The sequence below is a fragment of the Shimia haliotis genome, assembly GCF_900114415.1.
In the GTDB taxonomy this organism is placed as follows: domain Bacteria; phylum Pseudomonadota; class Alphaproteobacteria; order Rhodobacterales; family Rhodobacteraceae; genus Shimia; species Shimia haliotis.
Map to the genome: position 1 here is coordinate 96,047 of NZ_FOSZ01000002.1, position 23,601 is coordinate 119,647.

Sequence of the window (23,601 nt, forward strand, 5' to 3'; positions counted from 1 at the left end):
CCTGAACGCAAACGACGCACCCAAGGACCTCGCCCATGACCATCGCCGAACGTTACAACGAAGCCGCCGCCAAACTCCTGCCGCATATGGCTGCCGACCTGACGGTCGATCCGGCCATCACGGATGCCAACCACATCGACGAGATTGTATTTCGCCGCAGCGAATACCTCGGCGGCATGGCCATCGCCATCCTCGCCATGATCGACCAGTAGAACTGAGGGACCCAACGATGAGCACCCGCGCACAAATCGCTATCCAGACCGGACCCGAGGAATGGGCCCATGTTTATACGCATTTCTACGGCTACCCCGCGCACATGCTGCCCGCGCTGGCGGCTTGGACGCCCGAGGACATCCTCGCCGCTCGGGAAATCCGCCAAGTTCGGGCCGACGAATTGGACTGTTTTGATCCGCCCCGCGCGCCCCGCATCCTGCCCCGTCCGACCTGCGAGCTCTCGTATCTCTACATCTGGCAAGACAGCGGCTGGGTCGATTTTCCGGACCACGCCGAATGATCAATTAGCAACAATAGAACACTGATTTTGCTATACTTTTCGGCTCAGTGGAGCGACTCTGACCTCATAGAACGAGACGCAACTCAGCCCGCGGAGTCCGCCATGACCAACGCCACCGTCCTTCCCAGCCGCAACACCGATTACGGGTTCTTTGGAACCCTGACCAACTGCTCCGAACGCGATCGGCGCATGGCCGACATCTGGATCCTCGCCAGCCGGCTAATCGCCCAAGCCGTCAACGCCACCTCCGAGGAGGAGATGATCGGCATTCGCGACTTCCTCGATAGCCGCTCGGGGCGGCATTTCGCGGACGAGGTGGTTGGCGCACTTCACTGCGGCGCGCCGGATTGCGAAGCCGCCATTGCCAAATGGCAGGACTGGCGCATTACCCGCGCGACAGAGCGCAGCGACGGAATTCCCGCTGGCCTAGCTTACCTAACCGGCTGGGTTCAGCATTTCGCAGTCACCGCTGCAATGGAAGAGCAGCACTGACCTTGCGCGAGACCGAGCCAGCCCGCCCGCGTGGCGGGCTTTCGGCAGTAGAAGGCGTTGCATGCTGCCGCGCCGAACTGACGGAGAACACTATGGCCAAGGCGACACAGACCACTAACCCCGAGATACCCGAGGAACAGGACGCCTCGGCCCCCAAGGCCCCTCGTGTCACTAAGCAGCAGATCATGATCGACATGCTGTCGCGGCCCGAAGGCGCCACTATTGAAGAGCTGGTCGAGGCCACACAATGGTTGGGTCACACCGTACGAGGCGCCATGTCCGGCGCGCTCAAAAAGAAGCTCGGGCTGACCATCACCTCCGAGAAAGAGGATCAGCGAGGCCGGGTCTACCGCTTGGAAAAGTAACCGTCAGGAACCCCGATAGTGTGGCGGCGTCAGAATGTAACGTGACAGAGCGGTTCCAGTCACCGCACCCACAACAGCACCGATCGCATCAGCGACGAGATCAACCCATTCGGCCTGCCTGCCGAAGAAGGGCTGGATCACCTCAATGACACCTCCGTAGGCGATCACGCCCAGAATAACCCAAACTGTCCAGCGCGGCCTCACAAGCGGCAGGGGGAAAGCAAGACAGGCAAATGCCAGGACGTGGTAAAGCTTGTCAGACCCCGCAGGGCCGCCAGAAGGCATCGGCGCCAGGGTGAGCACGGCGATGATGGCCGCCAGTACCATTGTTGCCGCGCTGCCGATCGCCATCCGTCTCAATTTCTTGTACCCTTGCGCCACACATCGCTCCTCTGGGTGAGCGCCCATCAGCGCGGTATTTGCATGGAGTGTCAATGGCGTAGCCTCTTCAGGCCCCTGCTTCGGCGTCGACCGGCATGGTTTCGCCGGAGTTCAGATCATCAAAACTCTGGCCGCTGCTTTCCAGCACCGCAGTTTCACCCGTGAACTCCTGCCAGCGGCGGACAATGACATCCACGTATTTCGGGTCGAGCTCAATCAGGGACGCGTGCCGCCCGGTCTTTTCGGCGGCGATGAGCGTGGTGCCGCTGCCGCCGAAAGGATCGAACACAAGATCGCCCTTGCGGCTCGAATTGCGTATCGCGCGTTCGACTAGGGACACCGGCTTCATCGTCGGATGCAGATCGTTCTTGTGGGGCCGTTCGATGTTCCAGACATCGCCCTGGTCACGATCGCCACACCAGTGACGCTTAACGCCCTCGGGCCAGCCGTAAAGGATGGGCTCATACTGGCGTTGGTAATCGGCGCGACCCAGCGTGAACCGGTCCTTTGCCCAGATGATGAAGGTCGACCAATGACCACCAGCAGACTTGAACGCCGATTGCAGCGTCTGCAATTCGCTCGACGACATGCAAATATAGACCGCGCCATCGGTGTGCGCGTTGATCAGCACGCAGGCATCGTAGAGGAACTGACCGAAGCCATCGCCCAAGGCATCATTCTTGATCCGCCGACCCTTTCCGGCCTTTTCGGCGCCAACGCCGCCGGCGTAGTCCACATTGTAGGGCGGATCGCAAAAGCAGAGATCGGCTTTCACATCGCCCAGGACCTTCTGAACATCGGTGGCCACCGTACTATCGCCACAGAGCAGCCGGTGCTTGCCCATGACCCAGACATCGCCGGGGCGTGTGATCGGGGCCTCGGGCACCTCCGGCACATCGTCGGGGTCCGTCAGGCCGCCCGTGGTGTCGATCAGCGCGTCGGGCAAAATTTCCGCAAGATCCTCGGCGCTGAAGCCGATCAGCGACATGTCCTCGATCCCGAAATCTTCCCGCAGCTCCCCGATCTCGATGCGCAGCATCTCCGGGTCCCACTCGGCGATTTCCGCGAGGCGGTTGTCGGCCAGCGTGTAGAGCCGCCGATCCTCTTCCGACCAGCCGCGCGCCACCATCACCGGCACCTCGGCCAGTCCCAGCTGGGCCGCCGCCATCAACCGGCCGTGGCCCGCGATGATCGTCCCGTCCTCGGCCACTAGCATCGGGATGGTGAAGCCGAACCGCTCCATCGAGGCCGCGATCTGGTCGATCTGCTCCGGTGGGTGCTGGCGGGCGTTTTTTGCGTAGGGGACCAAATCGGCCACCTGCCACATCTCGACCCGCGCCGCGGGCCAGGCCTGCGGGGTGATTTTGGATTGGGCTGTCATCGGGATCCTGTCGGGCATGGGCCAACGCCCCGCTGAAACGAAACGAACCGCAGGGGGTCATTTCGTTTCGCAGCAAGCGAAACGTCCATGTTTTATTGAGGTTTAGCGCGTCTGATCGGGGCTCAGCTTGCGCGAAACGAAGTGGGTTTCAGGGGGGTGCATTTCGCCAATTAAGGGCCTAAACCCCTGATTTCATTGAGGCTGACCCTCTTTGAAACGAAGCGAAATGGGTTTTTGAAACGATAAAAAAGGCTCAAATATCGCGAGGCGGCGGCCCCGCATCGAACTTTCTCTACGAAGGGACCCAAGGGGTCCCCCGTCTGTCTGTGTCGTGGCCCGTCAGCACGCTGATTTGGCCCTTGCAAGTGTTTTATCGCGGTCAAGACTCGCGGTCCAACAAATAAATGTCCCGCTGTTTTCTTTTCTTGTTGCCATTGGAAAGACTCACCTTTTTTGTCCCGCTCGGCCTTCACACGTCCAAAAGCTGCTCAATTTGACGCGTGGCCTCGGCCAGCACATCGGGCTGCGCGGCCTCAAATGCGTCGCGTGTTGCATCCTGCACCATCTCTTTCGGGATGGCTGGGCCGAACATTTTCCGTATCGGCAGCCGGGCACTCCCCTCGCGCACGAAGGCGTTGTTGGCAAGCGAGCCCACGAGGAAGGCACTGTCAAACCGCTGCCACCGGCCCCAGGGCTTGGCACGCACACCGTAGGCAAACTGCCGTGGGCTGAAATGCGACAGGCCCAGATAATCGCCGCGGGCTTCAATCGTGTAAATCAGGTTTGAGAACGTCGATCGGATCGAGCGTGTCTCACGGTTGATGAGCGCGGCCTTTGCGCCTGTTTGCTGACGCAGGGCACGGCGCACCTGGGTGCGGACCTTGTTGCCCTCGCTGTTCAGTGCACGATTGAAGGCCCGAGTTGCCGTCTGTTCCCCCAGTCGGGCGACCGCGGCTTCGAAGTGGATACGGGTCTGATCGAGGTCGCGGATGATGACATTCATGGACCCTGCCTCTCACGCACACGACACCGAGTATATCGTTTTTATAGCCTCCTGGACCGGATCTGTCTCGCCTTCCAATGTCCCGCTGAAAAGTGTCCCGCTGGAACGAAAGGGGTTGACAGGCTTCAAAAGGATAACATTGCGCCCGTCACATTTTTCCGGTAAATGTTTCCGGAAAGGAGAGCGTCATGATCACAAGTCAGTCCAACACGACCCAATGGCGTAAGCGCCAGGCGGCACTCGGTTTTGTCCGGGTGGAGGTCCAAGTGCGCAAAGAAGATGCGAGCTTGGTTCGAGAGATTGCCAACGCACTTGGCGATCCAGCGCGGCACGATGCCACCCGCGCGATCTTGCGCCAAAAGATCACGCGCTCACCCTCCAAAAGCTTCAAGGCGCTTCTTGCCTCTGCACCCTTGGAGGGTATCGAGCTTGATCGTCCAAGCGATTTCGGTCGTGAGATTGATTTGTGAGTTACCTGATCGACACCAACGTCATCTCCGAGCTGCGCAAAGGCGACCGATGCGACCCGGCGGTTGCCGCCTGGTGGGCAAAGGTGGACGAGGATGAACTCTGGACTAGCGCGCTCGTTCTCGGCGAAATTCGTAGGGGTATCGAACTTGCGAGGCGTCGCGATCCACAAAAAGCAAAGGCTTTGGAAGCGTGGTTGGAAGAAGTAATCTCTGGATTTGGCGACCGCGTTCTCCATGTAGACGCGCAAGTAGCCGATGAGTGGGGTCGGATGAATGCTATTCGTCCACTTCCTGTCATCGATGCCTTACTTGCCGCCACCGCGAGAGCCAATGGTCTCATCTTTGTCACCCGAAACGGAACGGATGTGCAGGGCGTTGGCGTCGACATCCTCAATCCCTTCGCAGACTGAGTAAGTGCGACCTCATCACCACGCTATGTCGGCGTCTCACTGCGGGCGACAATTGCGAACTTCAGCCCGCCAAGCCAAGCTACGAAGGTTTCCTCGGACATCAAGCCAGAGGCCAAGTCTTCCATCGCCCTAACGCCGTCGAGCGGATCTGGACGCAAGCCAAAACCATTTAGACGCAGAAACGTGGCGGAAGTCACAAAGGCTGTCCGCTTGTTGCCATCAACAAAGGCATGCGCCTTCGCAATCCCAAACGCATAAGCCGCGGCAATTGCCTCAAGGCTCGGCTCGCCATAGGCAGCCTTGTTGCGGGGACGCTCCACCGCCGCCTCGAGAAGCTGGATGTCGCGCATGCCTGACGCACCGCCGTGGCGCGCAATTTGGCGATCATGGATGATCAGAACCGCCTGCAACGGCGCCCACACTGGCTCGCTCACGCAAGCGCCTGCAGCATGTCACGGTTTTCGTCCATGACGATTTGCGCCGCAGCGAGAGCCGCGGCCAGTTCAGGATTCTGTAGCGTGATCTTCAGGCTGCCATCGTCGCCGCGGACCAAGTAAACCGTGTCTCCTTCGCGGGCATCGAGTGCTGCGAGCATTTCCGCTGAAAGCGTAACCACTGCTGAGTTGCCGACTTTGCGGATGCGGGTTTCGAACATGACGGGCTCCTTCGTGAATACACCGGTATATACGACCATCAAGCTTGGCAGTCAACGATGCGCCATGGCAGCACACCTCCACCCCGCATGACGAAGCCCTTACTTCCAGCAAAACCAAATTCGATGCCATCTCGCTGTTCCGCGTCAGAATATCAGCCAGAACGATGTGGACGCAGCTGATCCCGATGGCACCCTAACTGGTCAACGGTTCCACGACGAACCACCCGGTCCGGCGAAAATTTCCGCCAATGGGTGACCATGGCGGTCGTGCCAGTCAGCCTGCTCTGCAAATTTGCGCTCGTCTTCATTAACCTCTGGTGCGCGTTCTACCGAAGCTCCGTCAGGCATGGGAGAGGTCATTCGCATTGTTTTCTTAGCCATTTTCGTGCTCCCACCAACATCGGCAGGGTATTTTCAACATTCTCCCGGCGCAACATCGATCAGCATGCAACTGCAAGAAGGGCATTTTTCCAGTCGAGCCGCGCCATCCTTTAACAACGTTCGTCCACTGTTAAAGGTTTTGGCGCTAAGCTTTAATAACGGGCAAATTTCATGAAATCCTACACCGTCTGCTCAATGACGTACTCCATCGACCGCTTGCGCGGCACAGTTCTGCCGTTGAGCTTCCAGACGATCACGGCCAGCCCGTACTCGTGCCGCCGATTAGCAGCCGATCGGCTGATGCCGTGGTGCCAACTGATTTTCTTCCAGGCGTCGCGGTTGGCGCGCGCCCAGAGGATTTCGCCGATGTCCTTGTCCACCCACCGCAGCCAGAGCATCGCCTCATCGGCCTGCGTGATCATCCGTGGCGATGGCAGCGGCTTTTTCATCCGCGGCTCCTGCTCGACCTGATCGGCGAAAGTCGAGACGTATTCCGGCCAAGCGCTGACGTAACCCCGTGGGCGGACCGGCGGCATCGACCGCATGACGTCTGCCGCGAGGTCCAGCCGGTCGGCTACCATTGCCCGTGTCCATTCATCGGCCATGGCGCACCTCCCTTACGGTTGGCAGCTTGCCATAAAGTTTTTCGCCCAGCTGGCGAACCAGTTCGCGTTCTGGCCAGGTGAGCCGATGATCGTCGAGCGAGACCGCCAGCATGTGCTGCTCATGCCAACCATCGCGCTTGACTTGATCAGGGTCACGGCGATTGCCGCCGTAACCCTTGGGAGAGAAGCGCATACCCATCAGGCCAGCCCTCCCTGCGTCTCAATCGCCCATAGCAAGATCGCGATAGCGTCTGCCTCGTTGTCGTCAGCCGGGCTGAAACCGCGCTTGCGGGCAGCATCGATCATGGCCTGTTTGTTCGCATTGCCGTGGCCGGTGGCGTGGCGCTTGATCGTGCCAACTGGGACGCCTTGGTACGGCACACCGCGTAATTCGCCCCAGCTGGTCAAAACCGCCAGCAGACCTCCAAAAACATGGGCTGCGTCGGTGCCTGCGTGCCGACGGACCTCTTCGAAGTAGATCGCCTCGATTGGACCGGACAGGCGATCGATCTCGGTCAGCCAGTTGGTGAAGCGCAGATAGCGCATGCCGCAACCGTCGTAGCGGCCTGGCTTGAAGCTGACAGTGCCGCTGGTGATGAGGCCATCGAAGCCACGGATGGCCCAGCCGGTTGTGGTGCCGAGATCAAGGGCAAGGATCGTGCGCGCGGGTTCTGCCGACATCGGCATTTTCGGGGTTGCGCCGACATCGGCGCTGGCGAGAGTCAGGTCAGCCATGGGTGGTCTCCTTTTCTGGTGGGCTGCTCAGGTGGAAGACGACGGTGGTCATGTGCTTGGCGGTGCGGGCCGCCGTCGTCGGATTGATCTTGAGCCAGAACTTCGGCCCGAGAAGAATGCCCAGGGGTGGGTGGTGGAGCTCCCGCCTTGCGGGGGAGTCCACCCACCCCTTTAGGGGGGCTTTTCCGAAATCTTGGAATCCTGAATAAGCTATTGAAATCGCGTCACTATTCAGGATTGCGCCAGGATTTCGGAATGAGGCATCCGAAATCCTGAGGGAGACACGCAACACACTGTAATTGCTGGATAAAAGCCAGATTTCAGATTTCGGCAGGATTTCAGATTTCGGATTTTTGGCCGGAATTCCGGATTTTGTGGCCAGGATTTCGGGTTCTTTTTGGGGGTGAAACCTCATGGATTTGCCCCCTCGGGGTAGACCCAGATGTCGGGATTTTCGACCGGGAGAACGGCACCGGTCTGGGCACATTTGTAGTGGCTGGGACGCACGGGCGTGACAGTCGGGAAGACCTCGCCAGTGCTTGGATCGACCAATTCCTCACTGCTCCCCAGTTCCATTAATTCGGTGCAGAGATAGCCGAACTTGCTGCGATCCACCGGCAGCCCGAGACCCGATGCGGCGTCGCCTTTGACGAACTTGATCACCCCTTTGGTGGTCAGCACATTCAACCGATCGCGGATGCTCGTCTGGCCGCTGAGGCCGCCCTGGTTCTCGAAGGACTGGGCAAACAGTGTCATCGTATACATGCGGCCCGCGCGCGCTTCGCGTTCCAGAATATCGGTAATGACCTCTCCCTTGCGTTCGCGCTCAGCATCGTGCCGTGCCCCGAGTTCAGCCCGCACAAGCCGCTCGTTCATCGGGTTGATCTCGACCCACTCGCCCTTGACCTTGTCGATGATCTTCGCCGCCAAAGCCGGCCCGTTGCGCAGCTCAATCTCCAGCTTGCGCTGCGGGCTTTCCTCGTCGGGTCGGTGCAAGATCAAGCCTGAGGTGTAGAACCCCCGTAGGGCGCTGGCGCCGGAGAGCGCCAGAAACGGATCATCTTTCACTTGCTGCTTCGAGAGCTTCTTGGTGTGGTGGGCGAGAATAACACCGCAGTCCGGGTTGATATGATCGCGCAGCACCTCGACCCGGTCCTTCAGGAAGAACATCATTGCGCTGTTATCATTTTCGCCACCGCCATCGGGACCGCCGTCAAAGAGGTTTCGGATTGGGTCGATGCAGATGATATCCACGGGTTCGGCCGGGAACGCCCGCCGGATGGCCTCAGCGACGCGGACACTGCCCTCGGTATCGAGCAGAAGGTTCAGCTTGGGCGTGGCGACCAGATTGTCGCGTGCGCCGGCCAACACCTTTGGCGGGAGGGTGATCTGCCTCATCCGCTCGCGCAGGTAGTGATACTGGATCTCGGCCTGCAGATAGAACACGCGCAAGGGACGCGGTGGGGTGAAGTCGAGGAACGGTTGGCCGGCAGCCATGTGCACGAGCCATGAGATCAACAGGTCGCTTTTGCCAACCTTGGGCGCGCCACCCAGCACCAAGAGCCCGCCAGGCGTCAGCACACGCGGCGCAATGATGTCCGCAGGCATTGGGCTGTCGTCGTCCAGCAGTGCGCCCAGCGTGAACGCCGGCATTTCGTTTGGCGCCGGCGCCGCGCTGTCGAGTCGGATGAGCGGTGGCCCGTGCTTTTCGACATGGATGGCCCAGAGGCGCTCAGACTCGCGCTTCAGGCGCTCCACGGGCCACTGGGGGCGCAGCATCGCCGCGTTGTAGCCGCAGATTGCCTCCCAGCCCTCATCCTTTGAGAGGCGGCCATCGTGCACCATGCGAATGAAATACCCGATGGCGGCTGAGGCGCCCTCGAAGCGGGACCAGTCATCCTGACCACCCTCGCGCACGGGCGTGACCAGCACCTCGTCTGTACGTGGTTTGTCCGGCGTGGTGAAGTCCGGCGCAAGGTTGACACCCGGCGCGGGCGGCATGTCGGCCACGGCCTCGACGAATTCAGCCAGATCGCGCTCGCGGTCGGCATTTAACTCCACGATTTGGACCTGGGTCTTCAGGCTGTTCTTGTAATAGACCGAGCCTGCCACCCGGATCGGCTGGTGAGCGGAGCGGAAGTGCATGTCGCCGCCAACCTTCGCGGCGATGTCACCACGCAGGCGCGTCACCCGCGCAATGTCGCTGCCCTCTGCGGGTTCCGTCAGCTTCCACCAGACATGGGCCTTGCGCTGGCCCTCGGGCGTGATGCCGCCGCTTTCCACCACCATCGTCGGCGGGCCGAGGTGTCGCTCCAGGTGGGCGCGCTTGGCGGCGATATCACCGGTGTCGATGTCGACTACCACCGTCTGCATTTGCAGGATGTCGGCCGCCTTGGCTTGGCCGCTCATCGCAACAGTGCCAGGGATCACATAGACCGCCGCGCCTTCGCGTGCCGCCCAATTGGCGAAGGTCACCATCTTGTCGGTGGTGTTGTCGCAGGCCTCGATCCAGATATTGTGCGGGCGCCCATCAATGCCTTGGCCTTTATCGATGAAACTGCGGACCGGGATCAGCCCGTCGCAATAGCCGAAGACCACCTCCATGAACTGGGCGATCTGTTCAGGGTCTGGCTCATCACCGAAGACATCGGCCATGGGCGCAGCGTCGTTGAAATCACGCCACGGGTTGAAATGGATCAGGTTTTCCTTCGGTGCCCCCGGCGTCTCTGGGCGGTCATCATAATCGTGAGCCATTGTGGCCTCCTTCCCTGTGTCGTCGTTTTCGGGCGGGTCTTTCGGGGCATCGGTCATGCGGACAGCCCCCAACAGCGCTCAGCCCAAGAGCAGAACCGGCATTCAAAGAAGTCACGGTTGGCGCCGACGCGGGGCAGCAGCTCCCCGGCATCTGTGGCACGCAGGATGCGCACACCGCGATCCGACATGCGCTGCGCCAGCTCTGCATCGAACGGGACCTGCTCGTGGTAAAGCTCGGCCGTGTCCTTGTTGATCGCGGTGAACATGGCCGAGTTCGCGGAAATACCTGGCACCTGCGCTTCCATATAGGCTTGATAGACGGCGATCTGGGCGGCGTAGACCGGCTTCGATTTGGTCACGCCATCCTTGACGCAGGCACGCCAGTTCTTGGCGTTCATCGTCTTGCATTCCCAAAGAGCGGGAACGGCGAGACCAAAGCCCTCTGGCCCTGCAGCGATAATGCCATCGACATGGCCACGGATACGCCCACCGGCGATGGAGAAACCGAACTGCCCGCCGTCGGGTCGGTTGCCCTTTTGGGTGTAAAGATCGAAACCCGCACCGCGCAGCCAGCGGATGGCAAGCTCCTCCAACTCGTGACCAATGGCGAAAATGCGCAGAACCTGACCTGAAAAGTCCTGGCCATCGTCCTTCGGCGTGGCCGTGAACTCGAATTGCAGGGCCCGTTCACAGGCATGGCCAAGGCGGGATCCGCCAAGATAGTCACGTGGTGTCCGAGTGGCGTTTTCAGCTGTAAGTGCCGCGTCGACGGCTTCGTTAACACGGTCGGCGAAGTTGGGCGTATGGTTGAAATCGAGGGTCAAAACGGCACCCCCCCCACCGAATTCGGCATTGATTTCGTACATTTCATGGCGGAACGTATCGATAGCGACGATCAACAAGAACCGCATTTCAAGTTCGGTCAGGTCAGCGAAGCTGCGATCCCAGCCAATTTCATCAATTTTCCGGCCCACAGCGCGCATCACTGCGGGTATTGCCAACGACTCTTCTTCGGTTATCTCTGCCACGGGCTGCCCTTTCTTTGCTTTTCGGGTGAAGGCCGACTGGCATTGCACAGAGCAAAACCAGCGGTATGTGCGTTTGCCGCGAGGCATGTTTGGATCGAACCAGCCGAAGCCGCGCGTGCGGGACAAGCAGACGGCGCAGAGTTGACCTCGCGGATGCCAGAGGCGATCAAAGCCCGGGCGATCCGCAGCCTCTGTGGGCAGGTATTGCATTTGCGCGACATGGTTCATGCCGCCTCACGTGCGGTTGGCGCCGCCTGCATGATCAACCCGCGGATCTCGCGCTTGTTGAAGGTGAAGGTCATCAAGGCCGAGGCCTTATAGCGGGTCAGGCCGTAGTCGCTGCGCGCGGCGGGAGAGAGATATTGCAGTTGCTTGTCGGTGGCGGGCTGGCTCAGCCAGCCGCGGGTCTTGAAGGCGCTCTCGTCGGTTTCATGCTCATTGAGCCAGTCGTCAGCCTGCGCCAGGCATACAGACCGTTCACCGATGCCCAGAAGTCGGGTCTTGGCGCCTTTGCGGCCGCCGACCGCGTACCATTGGCCCTCAAACCAGAAGATGCCGCCCCAGGCCGTGAAGCCCGTGGCCATCAACGCATCCTCAGAGCCGAAGAGATCGACCCAGGAGAAGCTTGAGCGCTTCAGGAGGTCGATTTCTGTCATCACGAAGCCGGAGAGCGCACCACCCAGCTCGCCCTCGCGGCTTTCAAGCTCATCCTCTTCGACCAGAAGCGCGCCGCAGATCGGGCATTCGCGGCAGGCGAGCGGGATCTGAGCTTCGCATTCAGGGCAGGTCTTGGTCGGGGCCTCGCCGTTTCCAGTGCTGCCGTCGAGGTCGACATCCTGTTCCAGCGTGCCATGGGTCAGGCTCGAGGTGCCGAAGTCGAGGACGATGCAGTCGGTTTTGACCACGCCCGGGAACTCGGCCGGATCGACGGTCCGCAGTCCGCGCCCCACCATCTGGATCATGGTCGATTTGTACGAACTGGGCCGCAGCAGCACGACGCAGGAGGTGGGCGGATGGTCCCAGCCTTCTGTGAGCACGGCTACGTTTGTGATGACGCGGATTTCGCCGGCGGCGACGGCGGCAAGGATATTGCGCCGCTCCTCCCCGGGCAGATCGCCATGGATCAGGCCGGTCGGAATACCAGCCGCGTTGAAGGCTTCGGCCACATGGGCTGCGTGGGCAACGGTGGAGCAGAACACGACTGTCGGGCGACCTGCCGCCTTTTCCTGCCAGTGGCGGATCACCTCCTCGGTGATCGGCGCGCGGTCCATGATCTCGGCCACTTCACCCATGTCAAAGTCCGACACGGTTTTGCGCACGGCCCGCAGTTTGTCCTGCACGCCCACATCGATGACAAAGGTGCGTGGCGGCACCAAATGCCCCGAGGCGATCAATTCCCCAAGCCGGACCTGATCCGCGACATTGTCGAAGACCGCCCGCAGGCCCTTTTTGTCGCCCCGGTTCGGCGTTGCGGTCACACCGAAGATCCGGGCATCCGGGTTGGCATCCCGCACATGGTCGATGATGCGCCGATAGCTGTCGGCCACGGCGTGATGGGCCTCATCGATGACCAGAAGGTCCAGCTTCGGCATGGCGGCGAGATTGCCCTCGCGCGCCAGCGTCGGAACCATGGCGAAGGTCACCTGACCGCCCCAGGACTTGGTCGTCGCGTCCACCACCGAGGTCGTGATGGCCGGGTTAACGCGCCCGAACTTCTCGCGGTTCTGCGCCGTCAGCTCATCGCGATGGGCCAGCACGCAGGCCTTGGCATCGCGGTTGCCGATATTTTCGCCAGTGACCGCCGACAGCATGATCGTTTTGCCTGCCCCGGTCGGAGCGATGCCGAGCGTGTTGGCTCGGGTGGCGAGCGCAGCAAGACTGCGCTCGACGAAGAGTTTCTGGCGGGGACGCAAACGCATGGGATTTGGCCTCACTCAGCCCAGCTCGGGCGACCGGTAAACCCAGGCGCCGGTGACTGTTGGGGCTGCTGCGGTTGTCCCTGATGCGTGGGCGCCCCATAGTTGGGCGTCGACGGAGCATGACCCTGCTGGGGATGAGGCGCGGCATAAGATGGAGCCGCGGCCCCCATGACTTGCGCATAATCCCGATGATCGGGCGTCACGGCGCTGCGGATTTCGTTTTTCTCATCCCCATTGGTGTCCGTGCCGACATCGATCCGCGCGACGAATTCCAGCCCGTCCAGATCCGCAAAACCATTGATCCGGCGCCGGGCCTGAGCCTCAGGGGATTTATCCTTGTCGGAAAGTCCCCGCGCCGAGTTCAGGATGCCACGCACAAGGCTGCGCCCCATATTGGCCCAGTTGGGACCATTTGGGCTGTAGAGCCCAATCATCGACCAAATCTTGCGCTTGGCGTATTGTCCGTCGAGCACGGTATATTCGGCATCGAGGTAAACGGCGCCGGTATTGCCGCGTTTGGCATAGCCGCCTGTCCAACCCTGGGCAGGGTCATCAAACCCGCCCGGACGGATCGTCAGGCGCACCTTGGCCAGCGTGCCTTTGGGGATGACGTTGGCATTCGACTGCGCGTCGTTGAAATCGTTCCAGAGAGACATGGCTCGGGTCCTTTCAGTTGGAGGAAACGTTAGGGGTGTCAGCCGTCGCAGGGGACGGCTTTGGAAGCTGAGGTGACTGGTAGGTTAGCCGGCGCTCGGCAGGCACGAGGGGCCCGCGGATCTTGTCCATCAGCTGACCCAGATGCGGCGGTTCGATCAGATCGAGGCGGCCGGATCGGTCCTTGGCGGGGTAGCCCCAAGGGTTAAGAGTTTGACAAACGAAGCCGCGTTGCAGCTGATCGCCGTCGCCCTTGATCTCGGCCATGGTGATGACCTGATCGACGATCCCCGGCAGTTCGAGCCCGGTTTTGCTGCCATCGATCTGCGGCACGAAGACCTTGCGATTGAAGTCGTCGAGCTTCTCGTCGAGGATGCCCACAAACCAGATGTTCTTACCGCGCGTGTGCTGCAGATGGGTCAGCCAGGCGATCATCTCGCGCCCGTGCAGGCCGTAAGCCCCGCGCACATCGGGCTTGCCGGTTTTTTCCGAATGCGCCTCGGGTTGGCCCTTGCACCACTGAAAACAGAGCCGCCCGGCCACGGTAATCGAGTCGATGAACACCGTGTCGTATTGATCGAGCGCCGCAGGGTCGCCGAACTTCTGGCAAACGGCGGCATAATGGGCGGCGCTGTAAACCTGATCGTCGCGCAGCGCAGGGTTCGGCCCGCCGATGAAGACCGCGAAATCCCGACATTCCGTCCAGGTGCGCGGCCGGATCGCATCGACCGCAAGCCCTTCGATCGCCAGATCACCGGCTTCGAGATCGAAGAAAAGCGTCGTGGAATTCCGCAGCGTCCAGAGCAGGCTGGTTTTGCCAATTCCGGAGCCGCCAAAGATCACACCCTTGATGCCACGGGATTCCGCCATGCGCTGATCGGCGGTGATGATGGGGAGCGCGCCAGTCATGACTGCACCTCATCCTGCGCAACATCCGCCTGATCTTTGCCGGTCACGGCCGCGTAGAGCACGTCGAGCCGATCGGCTTCCGCGAGGTGTTCGAGGGCCTGACTCCGTATGGCGCGCCGCATTTCATCCAGCCGAGTTAGATCAGCCGCCGGATCGGTGGGGCTGATAGGAAACGTGTTCATTGTACTGCCTCCCCACCAAGCACCTTGCCGCCCTTGGCCAAGATCGCGTCGAGGCATTCGCCGAAGTTCCAGTCCGGGTTTGCCGTCCAGAACTGATCGGCCTGCCGCAGGGCGTTGCGCCATTCGCGAAGGGCGCGCTGGTCATTTGCAATCTGAAGGCGGCGAATTTCGATGGCGCGCTCGAACCCGGCGCGAGACAGCTGGCGCGTGGCGACCAAATGCGTGCCCTCGATATCCATGGCCACAGCAACCGGCAGCTGGAAGGGCAAGGCCGCCTGCTTGGGCGCTGCGGATTTTTCCGCCTTTAGCTTGAGACTGCGAGCACGCTGATCGATCCGCGTCACCACACCGTCTATTCCAGCGAGATATTGGCCATCCGCATCGATATCGTCCCAGCGATTGACCGCCGCTTGCCGCTTGTTGATCGCGCGGCCCGCGATCACTTCGCCGACGATCTCGCCGACAACATCATTCAGTCGCATATGTCCCATTGTGGACCTCCTGTTCGTATAGGGTGGTGAAATCGGTGAGCCAGGCCGCGGCGCGGCGCATGGGCGCAATCTCCACAGCGTGGCGCGAGGCTGGCGGAATGCGGCGGACCGCTTCCGCGGGGCTCGGCTGCTCGTCGATGCGTTCGACGATCTCGACGAGGCGCTCGTGAATGGCGCGATCCTCTTGCGTCCCGAACACCGCGATCTGGCGCGCCCGCATTTCTGGCGTCAGGGGTGGTGGGCGATCTTCCTCAAGGCGTCGGACGCTTTCCTGGATGCGCTGCAACCTATCGAGAGAGCGTTGAAGCCGATCCTCTGCGGCGCGACGGACCGCGGAGCGGGTTGGTTCTTCCCCGCGCTCGAGCTTTTGGTCCAAAGTGCGGCGTACGATGCCGGGGTCGGCAGCTTCGGCGTCCCGGATCAGGCGTGCATCGTGAACCTGGTCCCGGCGCAGGCCGAGATCGGCCATGGTGACGATCGCGTTGTCGCCGCCAATACGATTTGGGCCATCGGACTGCGTTTCAACGTTGGGGTCGCCAACCTTGAAATTCCGACCACCGCCATGTCCTGCAACGTCACCACGTTCCTGTGCTGCATCGTATTCGTCCGCAAGGCGCCGCTTGGCAGCCGCTTCAATTTCGAGGGCATCAGCCTGCGCGCGGTGGGCGGCAGCGACGAGGTCGTCATGGGCGGCTTTTGCGTTTTTGAGCCGCGCGGCCCGTTTGGCGACATCATAGGCCAAACCGGCAGCTTCACGGGCCTCGAGCACCTCAGCGGCGGTCTTTGCGCTGGCCAGCATGGTGGCGGCACGATCGATCAGGCCCGGAAGGTTTTCGCCGGCCAAGGAAATGGGGGCGAGCGCAGTCATTTCTGCGCCTCCGCCGGCTCCAGCGTGACCTTCAGCGCCCCCACCTTCACGGTGCGCGCAGGCTCAAACCCCTTGCGCCAGGCCTCGGGCAGTGCGCCGTACTTGCGCTCCGAGACGGTCAGCTTGGTGTCGATAAACTCGGCCGGGTCCTCGCCGCTGTCAGCAATGTTCCGGGCAATCTGCGCAAGCTTCTCCTGGCTCCAGTCGACGCGTTTCGGCAGATCGGCCACCACGGTGTAGTCGCCATCAGCGATGCGCACCGTGCCGGTATCCTTACCGCAAGCCCGGCGAGCTTCGGCCGCGCGGGTGGCGTAGCGCACCTCGAGGGCGGCGCTGAACCGCGCAGTCGCTGCCTTCAACTGTTTGCTGGCGTGATCAAGCTCGGCCTGAAGTGTGGCCAGCAACTCGACCGGCATCTGTGCCAGATCGCCGGTGGGCATATTGAGCATGTCATCCACGCTCGGGGTATTTTCGGGATAAGTCATGAGGGCTCCTTTTCGGGGGATGGGTCAGGCAGCTGCCGCCAGCTGCTTCACGGATGCGGAGGGAACGGTGCCCTTGTGCGGGCGGGCGATGGCGAGATAGGCGAACCGGTCCGGACCCAGGCGCTCCTGGACAAGGTGGATGCGGCCCAGTTCTGAGAGCCGGTACGCTGCGTTTGCCGTGGCACGCAGGTCTTCGAGCGCGGGTTTGCCGAGCGTCGAGACATTCGGCGTCGTGTCGACCACCAGAAAGCCGCGGTGATAGACGAGGCGCGCGCCGGGCTCGGCGACATCAACCCAAGCCATTAACGTGATTTCTGAAACAGCGGTCGAACTGGACGGGATATGCGCGATCATGCGGCGCACCCAACAATAGTCAGGGTCGGCGTTGGCCCAGCGGTCTCGATATGCTTGGCCTCGAAGGCCTGGATATCAGCTTGGCGATAGCGCACATGCCGGCCAATCCGGACGAACTGCGGGCCACGACCTTCGGCGCGCCAACGTTCCAGGGTGCGCGGCGCAATATTCCAGCGCCGGGACAAGAGCTTCGTGCTCAATAGGGTGTGATCTTGTTCCATGGCGGTCCTCATCGAGTTGATGAGGGCAACTTGCCAAACCCTTGGGTTGGAGGTCGTGGCACGAATGGTCGGTGGCAGAAATTAATTTTTGTTGGAAAATCAATGCCCGATAAATTTTCGGTCGGAGCTCCAACTCAACACCAACCAATCACCGACCAAGCTCCGACCGAACACCGACCGAAGGGAGCTACACAATGAGCGACAAAATCGAATCACGATGAGCGCCGGACACAAAAAAGCCCGCGTGAAGCGGGCCTGTTCAGCGTGAAGTTCGGCATCAGGGGCCGACGCGCATCGTCACCACCAAGGTGGGTTCGAGCATGTAATACCCCCGGCGCTTTGCGACGGGATGCACGATGTCGCGCCACCCCTTCCGGCTGGAAAACAAATAGCTGAGTTTCAAGGAGGCCGACCCTGCCGCCGCCAAGATTTGAACACCGCGCTGCTCCGGGTCACCCGTGATGGCGCAGATGAACAAATAGTTCAAAGCGCGCGCCTGCATGTCTGTAAAGAGATAGTGCTGCCCATTCAGATCAAACGACAAAAACCGATCATAATCATTGGCATGAGGGGCGCCAGCGGCCATGATTGTTGCCTCGAAATGCTCGCGCTCAGCGGCGCGGACAAGCAGCGCATCGCGATAGACCACCCAATCCACAGCGCCCTCAGACGTCGTCACGTTTCCACCGTTTTGCACAAAGGACGAGACAGAACAGGCTTTCTTGCGCAGTACCCGCATCGCGTCACGCCGCTCCAGATCCACTACCCCCTCGAAGTCAGGGTTGCACCGACCTGGGCGGTCTTTTCGATCGGCAACTACGAAGGAGCCGTAGACGCGGACCGACAGAGTCAGCTGACCCATCTCCACGACATAGCCCAGCTCAGACTCAGAGATGCCCCAGTCCGCCAAGACCTCCTGTAGGGTGAAATAGTCTCGTGGAATCAACACTGGCAGCACCCCCTTCTTGTTCATGTATTGTTCTTATCTATTTGACTGTCCATTTTCAACAGAATAGATATCCCACTTAGTCCACAACTTACTGGGGATAACCATGATCGTCACGAACATCGCACAGCGACTGAAGGCTCGCGCGTTTCAGCTCGACATGACGCCTGCAGCGGTGGCCGAGGCCTCAGGCCTGAACCGTTCCTTCATCTACGACATTATCCGCGGCAAGTCTGTGCGGCCGAGCCGTGCCAAGCTGCAGAAGGTCGCAGAGGTCTTGAAGGTCGATGTTGACTGGCTGATCGACGGTGATGGAACGATCGAGGGTGAAGCCCCCAAAATCTATTCTCCAGACACGACCTTCGTCGGCATTTCTGGCGTCAAGGCGAAGGCCTCAGCGGGTGGCGGCACAATCGTGCATGGCGAGGATGAGCAAGCCAGCAAGCTTTATCATTTCCGGCTGTCCTGGATTGAAGATGAGTTGGAGGCCAATCCGAAAAATCTTAGGATCCTCCGTGTCACTGGGGACAGCATGGTGCCCACATTGAATGATGGGGATACGATCCTGGTCGATATGGGGCGCAAGTCGCCCTATCCGCCAGGGCTTTTCGTCTTGCATGACGGCATGGGGCTGATGGCCAAGCGGATCGAGCACATTCCGTCCAGCGACCCACCGCGCATTCGTGTCACCTCCGACAACCCTAACTACTCGCCCTATGAATGCCTTCTCGACGAGGTCAATATCATTGGCCGGATTCGGTGGTACGGCCGTCGGGTCTGATTCAGCTTGCCGACATGAGGCGCCACAAACCGACATAAGACGACAAGACATTGTTTTTGCTTGAATAAGTGAACACAGGACGGTTCTCTCAGCGTACAAATCTGAGAGAACCCAAAATGTACGACGATATCTTCGCGCCGCTGGCAGCGGCCAATTCCTTGCATCCCACGAAAATGACACCACGCGAGCGGCGTGCTGAACTGTGCAAGATCCTTGCTATTGGATATTTGCGGCTGCGCGCGCGGAAAATTGGCCAACATACTGAAAATAATAGAGAAAGTTCTCTACACTTTTTAGGCGCGCGGAGCGTTCATGCGGAACCAACTCACAAGGAGGTCCCATGACCAAAGAAGATCCCGTGTACGCCCGCGTCGCCGCCCTCAAAATCAAGACGCCCACCGAACTGCGCGAAATTTGGCGCGACCTTATGGGAACGGAGCCACCGCCCTTCACCCGGCGCTACCTGGAAACGCGTCTGAGCTATCGCATCCAGGAACTCGCTTATGGCGGCCTGAAACCAGAGACCCGAAAACGGCTCGAAGAATTGGCCGAGAAATGGGACGGCGACAATTCCGCCAAAAGGCGCATTCGTCACGACCTCAAGCCCATCGCAGGCACCCGCCTGATCCGTGAATGGCAGGGGGAGGAATACGTCGTGACCGTCACCTCCGATGGCTACGAATGGCAAGGCCGCCCATATCAATCCCTATCCGCCATTGCACGGGCCATCACCGGCACACGCTGGAACGGCCCCGTGTTTTTTGGCCTCAACAATTACAGGAAGCGCAAATGACAAAACCAGCACCAAGAAAGATGCGCTGCGCGGTCTATACGCGCAAATCCAGCGAGGAAGGCCTCGAGCAAGAGTTCAACTCGCTTCACGCCCAACGCGAAGCCTGTGAGGCCTACATTGCCAGTCAGCGCTCGGAGGGCTGGGTCGCCCTTCGTGAACACTATGACGACGGCGGCATCTCGGGCGGCACATTGGAGCGGCCCGGGCTAAAACAACTGCTGGCGGATATCGAGGACGGGTTGGTTGATGTGGTCGTGGTTTACAAGATTGACCGCCTCTCGCGCTCACTGATGGATTTTTCCAAACTGGTAGAGGCCTTCGAACGAAATAACGTGACCTTCGTCTCCGTGACGCAATCGTTCAATACCACGTCCTCGATGGGCAGATTGACACTGAACATCCTTCTGTCCTTTGCTCAGTTTGAGCGCGAAGTCACCGCCGAGCGCATCCGAGACAAGGTCGCGGCTTCGAAGAAAAAAGGCATGTGGATGGGCGGCGTCCCACCATATGGCTACGTTTGTATCAACCGCCGGCTTGAGATCAACAACGCCCAAGCAGCAGATGTACGGTGGCTCTTTGAGCGGTTCGTTAACTTGGGGTCGGCCTTACTAGTCGCGAAGGAAGCGGCCAAGCGCGGCCTAACGACCCCCAGGGGCAAGCCCATGGACAACAAATACCTTTATCGTATCCTCCGCAACCCGATCTATATCGGCAAGATTGTGCACAAGGACGAGACCTATCCCGGCCTGCACAAACCCATCATCGACATGGAAACCTGGGAAAAGGCCCGCGCGATTAATAGTGAAAACCCACGGACGCGCGCCGCCAGCACGCGCAAGCAGACCCCTGCATTGCTGTCTGGCCTCATACGCGGGCCTGATGGCGCGATGTTTTCGCCGACCCACACCCGCAAGCGCAACCGCCTTTACCGTTACTATGTCAGCCAGACGATCTTGAAGCACGGTGCTGGCAGCTGTCCGGTGGGGCGCATCCCCGCCGGTGAAATCGAGGCCAACGTCACCGCGCAGTTGCGTGCAGTGTTCCGTCAACCTGAAATCGTGGCCGAGTCGTGGCGCAACGCTGCAGACGACAAGCGGGCCTGCAGCGAGCAGGACATCCACGCTGCGCTCAAAAGCCTTGACCCGCTGTGGGGCGAACTCTTCCCGGCCGAACAAGCGCGCATTGCCTCGATCCTGATCGATCACATCGACGTCTCCGAGACGGACATGAAGGTGCACCTGCGTGTCGACGGCCTTTGCCACCTCGCCCAGGACCTAAAATCCCGAACTCTCGACAGAAAGGACGCAGCATGACGGGGAAATCCTCCGCACCCGACACCATCACACTGACCATTCCCTTCAAACTCAAGCGACGCGGCGGACGCAAAGAGATGGTCTTGCCAGATTTTGCCACGCCACCGCCTAAACTGGATAACGCGCTTATAAAATCACTGGCGAGGGCGCATCGTTGGAAACGGCTTGTTGACGAAGGGCATTTTGCGTCGATCAAAGACCTGGCTGAGCACGAAAAAATTCCAGCCTCCTACATGATCCGCACCATGCGGCTAACAACTCTGGCGCCTGACATCGTCGAGGCGATCCTGAAAGGACGGAACCCCAACAAAACCCTTCGTGAGTTGCTCGATCCCTTCACGCCGATGTGGGCCGAGCAACGCTGGGAGCTTGGCTACCACGATATGCCATGAACGCGGCCGTCCGCGTGGACGTGGGCCAACCGATGCCGTTCGGCGCGAACCATTGATGAGTGGCGTGCTCAAGACAATGTCCGCATAAAATGCGGAGATTGTCGCCGGTATTCTCCGCATGTGCCCCAACGGTCCCGCATAGGCAAAAGCGTTATTCCTGCTCACTTTCTTGAAAATATGGGATATTTATGAACTATTATGAGGTATTCCGATATAAGGTGAAGAAGGCAACTTTATGGCTCGTCTGACCATCTCTTTGCCAGACCAGATGAACGACTGGGTTGAAGCACAAGTTACCGCTGGTCGTTATGGGAGCGTAAGCGAATACTTTCGCGACCTTGTTCGATGCGACCAAGAACGGCGTGATACAGCCATCGATGAACTTTGCGTAATGCTTGAACGCGCGGAAGCGAGCGGAGTTAGCAAGCGCTCAGTAAGTGAAATCTTAGAAGCAGCCCGTGAAGAGGCTCGGCGGAAGGGCCTGCTGAGTGGCGAGAATTGAACTTTCGGTTGAAGGCAAATTCCCCCTGATTGAAATTTTTATGACAGCTTTGCCTTCTGCAAATCATGGCAGGCCATCAGGTCCGTACTAAAAGTCCTGACTGGCAGCAGCATCGTCGCCAGCCGTTGCCTTCTGTACCGCAACTGCGCGAACTCGGCGGATGACTTCGGCCTTGCCCCTTATGTCGCCGGCACGGCCAAACCCACAACCTGCACCGAAGCTGATGGAAACGCGGCGATGAGCTGCGCCACCGCATCCATAAGGACTTCCTCCAAACCGGGGCCATCACGTGTGAAACTGAGTGCGATCCTGTCTGGCCGACCGAGCCCAACAATCGTGTCATCTAGGCCCGCTTCAAACAAGGCGTCCAAGACCACAGCTTCTTCAAGCGCTTCATCGGGAAAATTGATCACAATCTCGAATTCAAACATCCGCTTCATCTTTCGGTGAGTGCGGCATTTCCGGAAGGGGTGTCGCAAGAGGCAGGTCAAAACCGGCAAGCTTGGCAAATCCTGCGGCGACATTGGCCGCAGCTTCTGGATCAACACCCATTTCTTCTATGAACTCGCGCTGAAGGCGCTCGGAAACCTCTGAGAAAAACGCAAACACACATGCGTCGTATTGTTCAAGGCTTCGAGGATTAGAGATCCGCTGCGCCAGTTCCGCCACTGAGATAGATTTCCCATACGGCGCGCAGACAGTTGTAAGGATTGTTCCAGCACCGCGGCGTGCTTTCCCCGGCATGCGCCTATTTCCTATTTCGATCGATAATCTGTCCTGCATCGAGCGCTTGGAAGGTAGGCTCATCAGCGGAAAAGGCCCGGCGCAGTTCGGCCCGTAATCGCTCAAGCGCCGCATCCGAAGTGGCCATGTCATCACCGGAATGCACACCTTCGTCACACTCATCGCAGTACCATCCAGGCATCCCGATCATGGCCGATCGACCTCGGTACTCCAAGGTCATGTCGCGAACATCGTGCAGCATCTGCGCACCGCAGGACGGGCACGTTCGCTCTTTGAACAGGTCTGCGTCGTCGATCGCAACGGAAACTGTGCGGGCTCGAAATCTGGCAACAGCACTCTGCAATTCCTCACCCAATTCAGCACCTGCGCCCAACCCAGCAAAAAAGGCTTCACAATCAGAGGGGAGCAAATTCTTCGCTGAAGTCGTGCCCAGCCGTTTTGCCGCACGGACAGTCACGTCCAAAGCATCATCGATGAAAGCAGGGTCACCACAGGCCAAGGCGTCGGTCAAATACCCCAGGATCGCATCACCGTTCTCCAGGAAATCCGCAGGATCGAAGGGTGACGTTGATGGTTTATCTTCAGCTTTCATCGAATGGGCCCTCGTGCAACTCACCCCATCCTCAGAATGAACCGGGACGGATAAAATGCAAGTAATTTCATATGCTTATTGTGAATCGCGATAGCAAGTGCGCTACAACAATGTTCGATGCCAGCACCAGATTGCCATCGCGGCATTGCCAGCGAAAGGAACTACGATACGTCACAAAATCAATCATTTTCAATGCTTTAGCATGAATTTAGCGCGATTCTTGTGTTACCCGCTGCGGAGAATATCGGCCTATAGAGAGAGGATACGGCACCCCACAGCAC

The 23,601-nt window shown here is 59.8% G+C and carries 36 protein-coding genes; 11 read left to right on the forward strand and 25 right to left on the reverse strand.

Going from position 1 to position 23,601, the window contains the following annotated elements:
• The first annotated feature begins 35 nt into the window (after positions 1-35).
• The 4 genes from BM069_RS19780 to BM069_RS19785 all read left to right on the forward strand — a co-directional run bounded on the left by BM069_RS19780 (position 36) and on the right by BM069_RS19785 (position 1,371).
• Positions 36-212, forward strand: coding sequence for a hypothetical protein (locus tag BM069_RS19780; protein WP_170846688.1), 177 nt, complete (start codon positions 36-38; stop codon positions 210-212).
• Positions 213-229: 17 nt separating this feature from the next.
• Positions 230-514, forward strand: a complete 285-nt coding sequence (locus BM069_RS05770; protein ID WP_093321621.1) for a hypothetical protein — start codon at positions 230-232, stop codon at positions 512-514.
• Between the two features lie 102 nt (positions 515-616).
• Positions 617-1,006, forward strand: a complete 390-nt coding sequence (locus tag BM069_RS05775; protein ID WP_093321624.1) for a hypothetical protein — start codon at positions 617-619, stop codon at positions 1,004-1,006.
• Between the two features lie 92 nt (positions 1,007-1,098).
• On the forward strand, positions 1,099-1,371 hold the full coding sequence (locus BM069_RS19785) for a DUF3489 domain-containing protein (protein WP_093321626.1): 273 nt from the start codon (positions 1,099-1,101) through the stop codon (positions 1,369-1,371).
• A 3-nt stretch (positions 1,372-1,374) separates the two neighbouring features.
• Here the strand turns inward: BM069_RS19785 and BM069_RS05785 are convergent, their stop codons facing one another.
• From BM069_RS05785 to BM069_RS05795, 3 genes are all read right to left on the reverse strand, one after another.
• Entirely contained in the window at positions 1,375-1,722 is a 348-nt protein-coding gene (locus BM069_RS05785; RefSeq protein ID WP_093321629.1) for a VanZ family protein, read from the reverse strand.
• A 97-nt stretch (positions 1,723-1,819) separates the two neighbouring features.
• Entirely contained in the window at positions 1,820-3,151 is a 1,332-nt protein-coding gene (locus tag BM069_RS05790; RefSeq protein ID WP_212611515.1) for a site-specific DNA-methyltransferase, read from the reverse strand.
• 451 nt (positions 3,152-3,602) lie between these two features.
• Positions 3,603-4,136 (reverse strand): hypothetical protein, encoded by a 534-nt coding sequence (locus BM069_RS05795; RefSeq protein ID WP_093321634.1) that lies wholly within the window; start codon positions 4,134-4,136, stop codon positions 3,603-3,605.
• 188 nt (positions 4,137-4,324) lie between these two features.
• Here BM069_RS05795 and BM069_RS05800 point away from each other — a divergent pair, with 188 nt between their 5' ends.
• Positions 4,325-4,606 carry a hypothetical protein gene (locus tag BM069_RS05800; protein WP_093321636.1) on the forward strand — a complete coding sequence of 94 codons (282 nt, stop codon included), beginning with the start codon at positions 4,325-4,327 and terminating at the stop codon, positions 4,604-4,606.
• On the forward strand, positions 4,603-5,016 hold the full coding sequence (locus tag BM069_RS05805) for a type II toxin-antitoxin system VapC family toxin (protein WP_093321639.1): 414 nt from the start codon (positions 4,603-4,605) through the stop codon (positions 5,014-5,016). The genes BM069_RS05800 and BM069_RS05805 overlap by 4 nt, the downstream gene beginning before the upstream one ends.
• 23 nt (positions 5,017-5,039) lie before the next feature.
• Here BM069_RS05805 and BM069_RS05810 read toward each other — a convergent pair whose 3' ends face one another.
• From BM069_RS05810 to BM069_RS05895, 19 genes are all read right to left on the reverse strand, one after another.
• Entirely contained in the window at positions 5,040-5,450 is a 411-nt protein-coding gene (locus BM069_RS05810) for a type II toxin-antitoxin system death-on-curing family toxin (protein ID WP_093321641.1), read from the reverse strand.
• Entirely contained in the window at positions 5,447-5,671 is a 225-nt protein-coding gene (locus BM069_RS05815; RefSeq protein WP_093321644.1) for an AbrB/MazE/SpoVT family DNA-binding domain-containing protein, read from the reverse strand. The genes BM069_RS05810 and BM069_RS05815 overlap by 4 nt, the downstream gene beginning before the upstream one ends.
• Positions 5,672-5,872: 201 nt before the next feature.
• A complete protein-coding gene (locus tag BM069_RS19640) occupies positions 5,873-6,052 on the reverse strand; it encodes a hypothetical protein (RefSeq protein WP_139216151.1) in 180 nt (59 codons plus the stop codon).
• Between the two features lie 179 nt (positions 6,053-6,231).
• Positions 6,232-6,657, reverse strand: coding sequence for a DUF6362 family protein (locus BM069_RS05820; protein WP_093321647.1), 426 nt, complete (start codon positions 6,655-6,657; stop codon positions 6,232-6,234).
• A complete protein-coding gene (locus BM069_RS05825; RefSeq protein WP_425288664.1) occupies positions 6,647-6,856 on the reverse strand; it encodes a hypothetical protein in 210 nt (69 codons plus the stop codon). Before BM069_RS05825 ends, BM069_RS05820 begins: the two co-directional genes overlap by 11 nt.
• Complete coding sequence (locus BM069_RS05830; RefSeq protein WP_212611516.1) at positions 6,856-7,392, reverse strand: crossover junction endodeoxyribonuclease RuvC; 537 nt, start codon at positions 7,390-7,392, stop codon at positions 6,856-6,858. The genes BM069_RS05825 and BM069_RS05830 overlap by 1 nt, the downstream gene beginning before the upstream one ends.
• The gene (locus BM069_RS05835; RefSeq protein ID WP_093321649.1) at positions 7,385-7,807 is read right to left on the reverse strand and encodes a hypothetical protein; all 423 of its coding nucleotides are present in this window, start codon (positions 7,805-7,807) and stop codon (positions 7,385-7,387) included. The genes BM069_RS05830 and BM069_RS05835 overlap by 8 nt, the downstream gene beginning before the upstream one ends.
• Positions 7,804-10,203 carry an AAA family ATPase gene (locus tag BM069_RS05840; protein WP_244503546.1) on the reverse strand — a complete coding sequence of 800 codons (2,400 nt, stop codon included), beginning with the start codon at positions 10,201-10,203 and terminating at the stop codon, positions 7,804-7,806. The genes BM069_RS05835 and BM069_RS05840 overlap by 4 nt, the downstream gene beginning before the upstream one ends.
• Entirely contained in the window at positions 10,200-11,402 is a 1,203-nt protein-coding gene (locus BM069_RS20000) for a DUF6511 domain-containing protein (RefSeq protein WP_244503547.1), read from the reverse strand. The genes BM069_RS05840 and BM069_RS20000 overlap by 4 nt, the downstream gene beginning before the upstream one ends.
• A complete protein-coding gene (locus BM069_RS05850; RefSeq protein ID WP_093321652.1) occupies positions 11,399-13,093 on the reverse strand; it encodes a DEAD/DEAH box helicase in 1,695 nt (564 codons plus the stop codon). The genes BM069_RS20000 and BM069_RS05850 overlap by 4 nt, the downstream gene beginning before the upstream one ends.
• 11 nt (positions 13,094-13,104) lie before the next feature.
• Positions 13,105-13,749: a hypothetical protein gene (locus BM069_RS05855; protein WP_093321655.1), complete on the reverse strand. Its 645-nt coding sequence runs from the start codon at positions 13,747-13,749 to the stop codon at positions 13,105-13,107.
• Between the two features lie 13 nt (positions 13,750-13,762).
• Entirely contained in the window at positions 13,763-14,656 is an 894-nt protein-coding gene (locus BM069_RS05860; protein WP_093321657.1) for an ATP-binding protein, read from the reverse strand.
• Entirely contained in the window at positions 14,653-14,838 is a 186-nt protein-coding gene (locus tag BM069_RS05865) for a hypothetical protein (RefSeq protein WP_093321660.1), read from the reverse strand. The genes BM069_RS05860 and BM069_RS05865 overlap by 4 nt, the downstream gene beginning before the upstream one ends.
• Complete coding sequence (locus BM069_RS05870; protein ID WP_139216152.1) at positions 14,835-15,329, reverse strand: hypothetical protein; 495 nt, start codon at positions 15,327-15,329, stop codon at positions 14,835-14,837. The genes BM069_RS05865 and BM069_RS05870 overlap by 4 nt, the downstream gene beginning before the upstream one ends.
• Positions 15,307-16,197, reverse strand: coding sequence for a hypothetical protein (locus tag BM069_RS05875; RefSeq protein WP_093321664.1), 891 nt, complete (start codon positions 16,195-16,197; stop codon positions 15,307-15,309). The genes BM069_RS05870 and BM069_RS05875 overlap by 23 nt, the downstream gene beginning before the upstream one ends.
• Positions 16,194-16,682 carry a hypothetical protein gene (locus BM069_RS05880; protein ID WP_093321666.1) on the reverse strand — a complete coding sequence of 163 codons (489 nt, stop codon included), beginning with the start codon at positions 16,680-16,682 and terminating at the stop codon, positions 16,194-16,196. The genes BM069_RS05875 and BM069_RS05880 overlap by 4 nt, the downstream gene beginning before the upstream one ends.
• Before the next feature lie 24 nt (positions 16,683-16,706).
• On the reverse strand, positions 16,707-17,036 hold the full coding sequence (locus tag BM069_RS05885) for a hypothetical protein (protein ID WP_093321669.1): 330 nt from the start codon (positions 17,034-17,036) through the stop codon (positions 16,707-16,709).
• Positions 17,033-17,257, reverse strand: coding sequence for a helix-turn-helix transcriptional regulator (locus BM069_RS05890; protein ID WP_170846689.1), 225 nt, complete (start codon positions 17,255-17,257; stop codon positions 17,033-17,035). The genes BM069_RS05885 and BM069_RS05890 overlap by 4 nt, the downstream gene beginning before the upstream one ends.
• 277 nt (positions 17,258-17,534) lie before the next feature.
• Positions 17,535-18,230 (reverse strand): hypothetical protein, encoded by a 696-nt coding sequence (locus BM069_RS05895; protein ID WP_093321671.1) that lies wholly within the window; start codon positions 18,228-18,230, stop codon positions 17,535-17,537.
• A 79-nt stretch (positions 18,231-18,309) separates the two neighbouring features.
• On the opposite strand from BM069_RS05895, the gene BM069_RS05900 reads away from it, so the two are divergent.
• The 5 genes from BM069_RS05900 (at position 18,310) to BM069_RS05925 (ending at position 21,984) form a co-directional block, all read left to right on the forward strand.
• Complete coding sequence (locus BM069_RS05900) at positions 18,310-18,984, forward strand: XRE family transcriptional regulator (RefSeq protein WP_093321674.1); 675 nt, start codon at positions 18,310-18,312, stop codon at positions 18,982-18,984.
• A gap of 340 nt (positions 18,985-19,324) precedes the next feature.
• Positions 19,325-19,777, forward strand: coding sequence for a DUF2924 domain-containing protein (locus BM069_RS05910; protein ID WP_093321678.1), 453 nt, complete (start codon positions 19,325-19,327; stop codon positions 19,775-19,777).
• A complete protein-coding gene (locus tag BM069_RS05915) occupies positions 19,774-21,090 on the forward strand; it encodes a recombinase family protein (protein ID WP_093321681.1) in 1,317 nt (438 codons plus the stop codon). The genes BM069_RS05910 and BM069_RS05915 overlap by 4 nt, the downstream gene beginning before the upstream one ends.
• The gene (locus BM069_RS05920) at positions 21,087-21,482 is read left to right on the forward strand and encodes a hypothetical protein (RefSeq protein WP_093321683.1); all 396 of its coding nucleotides are present in this window, start codon (positions 21,087-21,089) and stop codon (positions 21,480-21,482) included. Before BM069_RS05915 ends, BM069_RS05920 begins: the two co-directional genes overlap by 4 nt.
• 235 nt (positions 21,483-21,717) lie before the next feature.
• On the forward strand, positions 21,718-21,984 hold the full coding sequence (locus BM069_RS05925; protein ID WP_093321686.1) for a type II toxin-antitoxin system ParD family antitoxin: 267 nt from the start codon (positions 21,718-21,720) through the stop codon (positions 21,982-21,984).
• Between the two features lie 179 nt (positions 21,985-22,163).
• Here BM069_RS05925 and BM069_RS05930 read toward each other — a convergent pair whose 3' ends face one another.
• The 3 genes from BM069_RS05930 to BM069_RS05940 form a co-directional block, all read right to left on the reverse strand.
• Positions 22,164-22,415, reverse strand: coding sequence for a hypothetical protein (locus BM069_RS05930; protein ID WP_093321689.1), 252 nt, complete (start codon positions 22,413-22,415; stop codon positions 22,164-22,166).
• Positions 22,408-22,653, reverse strand: coding sequence for a hypothetical protein (locus BM069_RS05935; protein WP_244503548.1), 246 nt, complete (start codon positions 22,651-22,653; stop codon positions 22,408-22,410). The genes BM069_RS05930 and BM069_RS05935 overlap by 8 nt, the downstream gene beginning before the upstream one ends.
• Positions 22,654-22,732: 79 nt before the next feature.
• A complete protein-coding gene (locus BM069_RS05940) occupies positions 22,733-23,320 on the reverse strand; it encodes a YgiT-type zinc finger protein (protein WP_093321694.1) in 588 nt (195 codons plus the stop codon).
• Positions 23,321-23,601: the final 281 nt, after the last annotated feature.